The sequence below is a fragment of the Haliea atlantica genome (assembly GCF_054779855.1).
In genome coordinates, this window is sequence record NZ_BAAGXL010000042.1 from 1 (window position 1) to 4,792 (window position 4,792).

5 protein-coding genes are annotated in these 4,792 nt (G+C 50.1%); all 5 read right to left on the reverse strand.

Features of this window, described 5'->3' with window-relative positions:
* Positions 1 to 231 precede the first annotated feature (231 nt).
* The 5 genes from dmpG to ACYVGS_RS17850 all read right to left on the reverse strand — a co-directional run bounded on the left by dmpG (position 232) and on the right by ACYVGS_RS17850 (position 4,676).
* Positions 232 to 1,251: a 4-hydroxy-2-oxovalerate aldolase gene (gene dmpG, locus ACYVGS_RS17830; protein WP_460590041.1), complete on the reverse strand. Its 1,020-nt coding sequence runs from the start codon at positions 1,249 to 1,251 to the stop codon at positions 232 to 234.
* Positions 1,252 to 1,268: 17 nt separating this feature from the next.
* Positions 1,269 to 2,162: an acetylating acetaldehyde dehydrogenase gene (locus tag ACYVGS_RS17835; protein WP_460590042.1), complete on the reverse strand. Its 894-nt coding sequence runs from the start codon at positions 2,160 to 2,162 to the stop codon at positions 1,269 to 1,271.
* Positions 2,163 to 2,175: 13 nt separating this feature from the next.
* Positions 2,176 to 2,958, reverse strand: a complete 783-nt coding sequence (locus ACYVGS_RS17840; RefSeq protein ID WP_460590043.1) for an FAA hydrolase family protein — start codon at positions 2,956 to 2,958, stop codon at positions 2,176 to 2,178.
* A gap of 73 nt (positions 2,959 to 3,031) precedes the next feature.
* Entirely contained in the window at positions 3,032 to 3,538 is a 507-nt protein-coding gene (locus ACYVGS_RS17845) for an aromatic-ring-hydroxylating dioxygenase subunit beta (protein ID WP_460590044.1), read from the reverse strand.
* A complete protein-coding gene (locus tag ACYVGS_RS17850) occupies positions 3,531 to 4,676 on the reverse strand; it encodes an aromatic ring-hydroxylating dioxygenase subunit alpha (protein WP_460590045.1) in 1,146 nt (381 codons plus the stop codon). Before ACYVGS_RS17850 ends, ACYVGS_RS17845 begins: the two co-directional genes overlap by 8 nt.
* Between the last annotated feature and the right edge of the window lie 116 nt (positions 4,677 to 4,792).

Consider the following 4,792-nt stretch of genomic DNA (forward strand, 5'->3'; position numbering starts at 1 on the left):
CGGTGCGCGGTAGGATGCCCCAGCATGTGGTCTAATTCCACTCAGAGTGACGAGGAGCCATTTATAGTTATTTTCGTAATGACTAATACGCCATAAGGCGATACTAGCCATCATTTTTTAAACGTGGTTTAAAAGTGACTGTGAATCATCCCCACCATTTATACCACACAAATATATCTTTAACAAGTACACTTTAAGACAGCACACAGTCACCCGATATCTAGGCGGGGTTTACTTGGCCTTAGCCATGGTTAAAGCAATGTCTTCAATCATGTCTTCTTGGCCGCCCACTGTTTTGCGCGCGCCCAGCTCCATCAGAATACTGCGCGCCGATACGCCATAGCGCTGCTCGGCACGTTTGGCAAAATGTAAGAACGAGCTGTACACACCGGCATATCCCAGCGTAAGTGAGTCGCGGTCAATACGAATAGGCGATTCGGTAATGGGGTAAACCAAGTCTTCGGCCACATCCATAATCGAGAATAAATCGATACCGGTATTCGCGCTCATGCGCTCTAGCACTGCTACCAATACTTCTAGCGGTGTATTACCGGCACCGGCACCGAAGCCCGCAACGGAACCGTCAATTCGCCTTGCACCGGCTTCAATCGCCGCCAACGAATTGCTCACGCCCATGGCTAAATTGTGGTGGCCGTGAAAGCCCACTTCGGTTTCAGGATTTAGCTCTTTTCGTAATAAGCCAATACGCTCGGCCACGTCATCGGGCAGCATATAACCTGCGGAATCTGTGCAGTAAATGCAGTTCGCGCCGTAAGACTCCATTAGTTTGGCTTGCTCAAGCAGCTCTTCAGCGCTAATCATATGCGCCATCATCAAAAAGCCCACGGTGTCTAAGCCCATGTCTTTGCCACAGGCAATATGCTGTTCAGACACATCGGCCTCGGTGCAATGTGTAGCCACTCGAATGGTTTTTATACCGCAATCGTAGGCCATCACAAGGTCGTCTACCGTACCGATGCCGGGTATCAATAAGGCCGAGATTTGAGCGTTTTTAACCACTTCAACCACGGCTTTTATATAGTCTTCATCTGAGGCGGCCGAAAAACCGTAGTTAACCGAATTGCCACCCAAACCGTCACCGTGAGTCACTTCTATTAGCGGTACACCGGCGGCATCTAAACCGGCGGCAATGCTGCGCATTTGCTCAACAGAGATTTGGTGCTTCATGGTATGCATGCCATCACGCAGGCTCATATCGTGAATCACCACATTTTTATTGCTTAAATCCATCGTAGTATCCCCAAGCCTTATTGATTTAAAAAACGACGTTGCGCATATAACTCACCGGTGCGTAAAGCCGCGGCGGTCATAATGTCTAGGTTGCCCGCGTATTTAGGCAAGAAATCGCCCAAGCCTTCCACTTCCATAAAGATAGATACACGGTTGCCATCAAAAATGGGGCCGTTCACCAAACGATAGCCCGGCACGTATTTTTGTACTTCAGCGACCATCGCTTTTACTGAGGCGGTGATTTTGTCTTGGTCTGGCTCACCTTCTACGAGGCAATGCACCGTATCGCGCATCATTAACGGTGGCTCGGCCGGGTTAACCAAAATAATCGCTTTGCCTTTGCTTGCGCCGCCTACTTTTTCTATCGCGCTGGCGGTAGTACGGGTAAATTCATCAATATTTTTACGGGTACCGGGGCCAATAGATTTAGACGCCACCGTGGCCACAATTTCGGCATACGGCACTGGCTGTACACTCGATACGGCTGCCACTAAAGGAATGGTTGCTTGGCCGCCACAAGTCACCATATTCACGTTGTCTTCACCGGCTTCTAGGGCGGTATCCAAATTAACGGTAGGCACGCAATAAGGGCCAACTGCGGCGGGCGTTAAATCAATCATCACCGCGCCGTGTTCAATGGCTTTGCGCGAGTTTTCGGCGTGCACATAGGCCGAGGTTGCATCAAAACAAATTTGTACGCCGTCTTCGCGCATCGAAGGCAACATACCGTCCATGCCATCGGCGGTGGTTTTTAAACCAAATTCACGCGCGCGTGCAAGGCCTGGTGAATCGGGTTCTACACCGACCATCCATACCGGCTCAATCACCTCTGAACGCAGGGCTTTAATCAGTAAATCGGTGCCGATATTACCGGGGCCAATAATGGCGGCTTTAATTTTATTTGTAGTCATAAGGGTTTACCGTTTAGACAAAATCAATGGCGAGATCGCCAATAGCGCTGATAGTGAGAGACATGCTGTCGCCTGCTACAACGGGCTCTAATGGCACTAAAGAGCCAGATAACACCACATCGCCCGCGTTTAAACTCACACCGTAAGCACCCAATACGTTGGCAAGCCATGCCACACAGGTCAGTGGGTTACCCAGTGCGGCCGAGCCTAAACCTTGGCTTAAAAACTGGCCGTTCTTTTTAACGATCATTTCGCAGCTGGGTAAGTCGATCTTGCGCGGGTCTACCGCAGCTTTATCATTAATGGCAAAGAAACCGCACGAGGCGTTATCGGCCACGGTGTCTTCAATGGTGATCTGCCAATCTTTAATGCGCGAATCAACAACTTCAAAGCACGGCATAACCGCTTCGGTTGCCGCCAGCACGTCGGCTTCGGTTACGCCGGGGCCAGTCAGTGTTTTTTTCATCACAAAGGCAATTTCGCCTTCGGCTTTAGGCGCAATTAAATTGCCGGTTAGTGGCACTTCGTTGGTAAACACCATTTTGTCGGTCAAAAAACCGAAATCGGGCTGGTGCACGTTGAGCATGTCTTGCACCGGCTTGCTGGTTACACCAATCTTTTTACCGATCACTTTTTCGCCTGCGGCAATACGGCGCGCCAATACCTCAAGTGACACTTTATAGGCAGTGTCGATATCAATATTGGGGTAACGCTCTGCCAAGGGCGCAACCGTGGTGCGGTTTAACAACGCGCTATGCAGCTCGTCGCTAATTTGTTGAATCACTGAATCTGTCATAGGAAGCCCTGATTAAATGGTTAAACGCCAAAAACGCCGCGTAAAAAGCGGCGTAAGCACTGGCGTTTGAAGCTTATAAAAGTATGCTGATACGACCATGCGGTCGCAGGCCATCGAGGTCGAGCAAGCAGCGTTTTTTGCGGATTTTCAGCTCGCCATCAACCACGCGTAAGACGTAGTCGTAGCGCCCCATAAACGTGTCTGTTACGCCATCTTTGGTGCGAAAACACACGAACGCGGCATCCACAACGAGCTCGTCGCCGTCTTTTGATAGCACCCGTACATTGCTTACTAAGTGGCGCACCCGCGAGCGCGGCCACTCGGAATGCGCGGTCTTTTTCTTCAAACGAATAATGCGCTCTTCTAGGCGGGCGTGATCATCGGCGATATAGAACAAAGAGTTTTCAGGTGTTGCGCTTTCATCAAGATCCGTTGGCGGTACTTGGTACTCTGTATCTTCGGTGTATAAGGCAAACCACTCGTCCAATTGCCAGCTATCAATTAAGGCCGACTCATGAAACAAAAAGCTCTGTATCTGAATATATTCTTCGGGGCTAACGACACTATTATCTTTAAGCATTGCTATTCTCCTGTCGCACTTTGTCTACACGGCGATCCCACTCGCGCCAGAACACACGCATCTGGTGCTCGTCATCATAGGCGGGCACTTTCTTCGACATCCCTTTAGAAATATCGTTGAATGGCACTAAATCCGCCGAAACAAACCCGCGCTGACACTTCTCCAGTGCCTCCACATCGTCCGGCGTAGCAAAACCGCCCGGCCCTAAGAACTCTAAGAAATTAAACAAGCGATACTTACGACGCCATTCGTTTTCATCCTCTGCCGCCAAGGCCCAAGCATTGACCTTCATGTAATCGGGGCTGGTGGGGTAAAAGGTACGCACCGTAATCGCCATAATGTCGTTAATAACTAAATTGGGGAAGATAATCATATTGCGATTTTTAGTTGCAATCTGATCAGCGCGCTCGGTGCCCAAGCGCCCTTCTAGCTCGGCGTATACACGCGCCATTTCGGCTTTGCCTTCTTCGCCCCACATCGGAATCCACTGGGCCACTGGCCGTCCCCACGGTGCGGTATATTCAATAACCGCATGGCCATTGCCTAGGTCGTGCGCTATACCAGCCAATTTTACATTCGCCAAACCACCGTTGGTATTCATTAAATAATCGAGATAGGTCGCGTGGGTGGCTTCGGCGTGATAGCCATCGACACTGTTTTCAACCAGCAGCTTCCAGTTGGCGCGAATAGCGTACTCTTGCGTGCCGCCCACTATGGTCATGCCTTCGGGCGAATGCTCCTGAATCAGGTCGAGATAGGCTTTGGCATCGGCCAAATAATCTTCCAACGACTCGGTGTTTTCATCAAAACACACAAAATAAAAGCCGGCATAGCTTTCAAAGCGCGGCACCGGCGTTAACCGGATATCGCCGCACTCACCAAAGTCTTTTGGGTACGAGGCTTCACCGGCCAAATGCATCAGCTCGCCGCTGTCTTTAAACACCCAGCCGTGATACATGCACTGAAAGCTTTTGGTTTTACCCTTTTTCTCGCGGCAAACCGTTGCGCCGCGATGCGGGCACACATTCAATAAAGCGCGCACCACACCTTTACGGTCTTTCGAAAAAATAATATCGCGGTCGGCTACCGAGCGGGTTACGAACTGACCATTTTCTTGCAGCTCAGACTCGTGACCCAAATACAGCCAACATTTATCAAAAATTGCTTTACGCTCGGCCTCAAAGACAGCGTTATTGGGGTCCTAGGGATTTTGCCTCCAAATACTGCAAAAACCGTTGAAGGCCCCGTATTTAC